Source organism: Corynebacterium sp. (assembly GCF_012837295.1).
GTDB lineage: Bacteria > Actinomycetota > Actinomycetes > Mycobacteriales > Mycobacteriaceae > Corynebacterium.
On record NZ_DURI01000369.1, the window covers coordinates 1 to 4,468 of the forward strand.

The window sequence follows — 4,468 nt, forward strand, 5'->3', positions numbered from 1 at the left end:
CCCAGCGCGCCCGCGCTCCCGCGCGCCGCGATGGATCGCGAGCGCCGCAGGTCGGCGTCGGAAAGCAAGGCGGTCATCGCCGCAACGAAGTCGTCGGCGCCGGTGTATCGGTGCCCGTTGATCCCGTCGACGACGACGCCCGCGAACGCCTCATCGGCGGGGCACACCACCGGCACGCCCGACGCCAGCGACTCCAGGCAGGTCAGGCCCTGCGTCTCGCTGCGCGACGACGTCAGGAACACGTCGCCCAGCCCGTAATACCGGGGTACCTCGTCGGTGGGCACCGCGCCCGTCATGTGCACGCGGTCGCCGACACCGAGCTTGCCGACGTGGTCGCGGACGTTCCCGGCATCCGGACCATCGCCCACGATGAGCCACTGCCACGGGACGTCCAGCCGCGCCAGCAACGCCAGCGACTCGCGGAGGTTCTTCTCCGCGGCGATGCGGCCGACGGTCAGGACCGTCGGGACGCCGGGGGAGAGGCCGACGGCGGCCGCGAGATCCCGGGAGGCGGAGCCGGACGTGGAATTGGGCGCGGGGCCGGCGGCGTCGGCAAGCACATCGGGGCGGAAACGCCCCAGGTCCACGCCCGTGCCGATGACGTCGACCGGGCACCCCACCCCATAGTCCCGCAGCACCGACGCCACCTTGCCCGTCGGCGCGATGATGCGGTCGGGGCGGTTCATCACGTGCCGCGTGCACGACCGCACCAGCGCCCGGCCGACGCGCTCGCTCGGGCAGAAATAGTGCGTGTAGTCGGCGTACAGCGTGTGGTACGTGTGCACGTGCGCGGCGCCGGTGCTCCGCGCGATGGCCCGCGCCCACAGGAACGCCGAAAACTCCGTGTGGCTGTGCACCACGTCCGGCGCCCACTCCGCGACGAGCCGCAGGACGCGCCGCCCGATCATCTGGCCAATCCGCGCGTGCGGGTACACCGCACCCGCGCTCACCGACGGCAACCGGTACACGTGGCCATCGAAGGACGTGCCGAGCCCCTTCCCGAACGTGAGCACCCGAACGTCGTGGCCCGCGTCGCGGAGGCCGTCCGCGAGGTCGACAATCGACCTGACCACGCCATTCACCGTCGGCGCGTAGCAGTCGGTGAGCATCAGGATGCGGCTTTTCGACCAGCCGGATCCGGCGGCGGCAATATGCATGCACCGATTGTGGGCCACCCGCGCCGCCCTGTCCTCGTGAGCGATCTTCACCGGAGCCGCAGGTGGGGGAGGGACTTCTCCCCGGGTGGAACGGGCACGGGACGCTTGCCGACGGTCAGTCCCGGATGTCGAAGTCCTCGATGGGCTTCGGTCCCGAGATCACGCGCCGCGTCACCTGCAGGATTCCGTCCTCGTTGGGGTCGACGCGCCACCGGACCAACGCCACGGTGCCGCCGACGATTTCCAGCGCCGTGATGTGCGACGGGTAGACGCAACTGCCGGCGTTGAAGTACGGCAAGTCACCGTCGCCCGGGAACTTCTCCCAGTGCGTGTGGCCGCAGATAAGCGCCACCCGGTTCTTGCGGATCCACTTGACGTAGTTGCGCTCCACCTTGTGCCGCTTGTACGAGTTCGCGACGGGGCTCGTCGGGCTGTGGAAGCCGAGCCTGTGCATGTACTTCCAGAAAACCCGCAACCAGAAGCGGTTGAAGCGCCACGCCTGGTCATTCGGCAGGTCCCCCTGGTGGCCGTGGACGAGCAGGAGTTCCTGGCCGGTGCCTCCCCTGCGGAACAGCACCGCCTCGACCGGCACGAGCCCATCGAAGAACTCCCTGTCCTCGCCGGTGCCGGGATGCTCGGTGCGCCACAGATGCTCGCGCACGAACCCCGGATTCTGGAGCATGACGTCGTGGTTGCCCCACATCCGGATCAACCTGCCGGCGCGGTGGAACTTGAGATGGCGCTCCCACACGGCCCGGTTGGCGCGGATGATGTGCTTGTAGTCGTACTCCCACAACTCGTCGCCGTCACCTGCCTCGACGTAGGTGAAGCCCTCGTTCCAGTAGTGGTCGAGCGCGGCGGTGTAGGAGTTCTTGTTCTTCAGGAATTCGTCCGACTTCGACCCGTCCCCGCGGTGGCAATCGCTCATGATGACGTACCGCGTCCCGTCATCGATGGGCTTGATGCGAGCACCTCGGTACGCCTCCGTGAGGCGCTGCATGGTCTTCAACGGGATCACTCCAAAAAGAATTCTGCTCTCCCAACCGAGCATAGAGCCGACCGGAGATGGCTTCACCGCAAAAGCTTCACGACGACGCCCCGCCCGGCCGGATGGCCGAAGCGGGGCGTCGGAAAGCGACTGGCGGCGCCTAGCAGTCGTAGTACATCTCGAACTCCTGCGGGGTCGGGCGCAGGCGGACCGGCTCGATCTCGTGGGTGTACTTGTAGTCGATGTACGTCTCGATGAGGTCCTCGGTGAACACGTCACCCTCGAGCAGGAACTCGTGGTCCTCGCGCAGCGCCTGCAGGGAGGCCTCCAGGGACGTCGGGGCGACCGGGATGTCGGCGGCCTCCTCCGGCGGCAGCTCGTACAGGTCCTTGTCCACCGGGGCGTGCGGCTCGATGCGGTTCTTGATGCCGTCCAGGCCGGCCATCAGCATCGCGGCGAAGCCCAGGTACGGGTTGCCCGACGGGTCCGGCGCACGGAACTCGACGCGCTTCGCCTTCGGGTTGGAGCCCGTGATCGGGATGCGCACCGCGGCGGAGCGGTTGCGCTGCGAGTACACCAGGTTGATCGGCGCCTCGAAGCCCTTCACCAGACGGTGGTACGAGTTCAGCGTCGGGTTCGTGAACGCCAGCACCGCGCCGGCATGCTCCAGGATGCCGCCGATGAAGTAGCGCGCCATGTCCGACAGGCCCGCGTAACCGGACTCGTCGTAGAACAGCGGCTCGCCGTCCTTCCAGAGCGACAGGTGGGCGTGCATGCCCGAACCGTTGTCGTCGGCAAGCGGCTTCGGCATGAACGTCGCCGACTTGCCGGCCCGCCACGCGGCGTTCTTGATGATGTACTTGAAGCTCTGCAGATCATCCGCCGCATGCAGCATCGAATTGAAGCGGTAGTTGATCTCCTGCTGGCCACCCGTGCCGACCTCATGGTGCTGGCGCTCCATGTGGAAACCGGAGTTCTCCAGAAGCTTGCACATCTCGTCGCGCAGGTCCTGGTAGTGGTCGTACGGCGCGACGGGGAAGTAGCCGCCCTTCATGCGGGTCTTGTAGCCCAGGTTCGGGGAGCCGTCCGGGTTCAGGTCCTCGCCGCGGTTCCACCAGCCCTCGACGGAATCGACCTCGTAGTAGGCGGCGTGCGCGTCCACGCGGAACTTCACCGAGTCGAAGAGGTAGAACTCCGCCTCCGCACCGACGAAGCACGTGTCCGCGATACCGGTGGACTCCATGTACTCCTCGGCCTTGCGCGCGATGTTGCGCGGGTCGCGGGAGAACGGCTCCAGGGTGAACGGGTCATGGACGAAGAACTTCACGTTCAGCGTCTTCGCCTTGCGGAACGGATCCAGGCGCGCGGTGGCCAGATCCGGCAGCAGGGTCATGTCGGACTCATCGATGGTGGTGAAGCCGCGAATCGACGAACCGTCGAACGCCAGGCCCTCCGCGATGGCATCCTCGTTGAACTCGGAGGCCGGGATGGTGAAGTGCTGCTCCGTGCCCGGGACGTCGGTGAATCGGATATCGACGAACTCGACGCCCTCCTCCTCGATGAATTTGGTGACTTCCTCGGGGGAGGTGAAGTTCATGTGGGGTCTCCTCGTCGTCGTAATTGTCGGAATCCAGCTTAACGAAAAGAACCAGCCCGGTGACATGCCTTACCCCGTGCGCCTCACCACACCCGAAGCCCCCTGTGAAGCCCCTTCACCCCGGCCCGGCACCGGAATCCGCGGGACGGCCCGCTAGACTCTGTGCCCATGGCCGAAAAGAGCAGTTGGCTCGAAGGACCGAAGGTCCCCGGGCAGTTCGACGACCCCGACAAGCTTTCCGACTACCCCGGACAGTCCCTCGGGCTGACCCCCGATGGCGTAGGTTCGCAGGTCACGCTCATGCGGCGTGTTGGCGGCATCCTCCTTGACTGGGGTTTCAGCATGCTGCTCACCGCCCTGGTGTACCCGTTCGTCGGCTCCGATCCGGAGCAGCTGGAGTACTACGGCGACCCGTTCATCGCCTGGCAGTCGTTCACGGCGACGTGGACCGCCATCATCTTCTTCATCGTGGGCACCGTGTCGGTGTGGCTGTTCGGCCGTACCCCCGGACAGGCGGTGCTGAAGATGGGCGTCGCCCGCGTCGATGTCCCCGGCGCCCGCGTGGGCCTGTGGCGCGCGGCCGTCCGTTCCTTCCTGACGCTGCTTCTGCTGCCGCCGGTCATCGTCGACTCCGACATGCGCGGCATGCACGACCGCGCTACCGGCACCGCCGTCATCCGCGGCTAGTTTCCGCCGGCGCCGCCGGCGCACGCGAAAGCCCCGCCC

At 67.2% G+C, this 4,468-nt stretch carries 4 protein-coding genes; 1 reads left to right on the top strand and 3 read right to left on the bottom strand.

Annotated elements, in window-relative coordinates; all coding sequences use genetic code 11:
- From GX015_RS12060 to glnA, 3 genes are all read right to left on the bottom strand, one after another.
- The coding region (locus GX015_RS12060) for a glycosyltransferase (RefSeq protein ID WP_291345399.1) at positions 1–1,157 on the bottom strand (1,157 nt) is incomplete at its 3' end.
- Positions 1,158–1,272: 115 nt separating this feature from the next.
- Entirely contained in the window at positions 1,273–2,175 is a 903-nt protein-coding gene (locus GX015_RS12065) for a metallophosphoesterase family protein (protein WP_291345400.1), read from the bottom strand.
- Positions 2,176–2,305: 130 nt separating this feature from the next.
- Positions 2,306–3,742 carry a type I glutamate--ammonia ligase gene (glnA, locus tag GX015_RS12070; RefSeq protein ID WP_291345401.1) on the bottom strand — a complete coding sequence of 479 codons (1,437 nt, stop codon included), beginning with the start codon at positions 3,740–3,742 and terminating at the stop codon, positions 2,306–2,308.
- Positions 3,743–3,910: 168 nt separating this feature from the next.
- Between glnA and GX015_RS12075 the strand changes: the two genes are divergently transcribed.
- Positions 3,911–4,429, top strand: coding sequence for an RDD family protein (locus GX015_RS12075; protein ID WP_291345402.1), 519 nt, complete (start codon positions 3,911–3,913; stop codon positions 4,427–4,429).
- Positions 4,430–4,468: the final 39 nt, after the last annotated feature.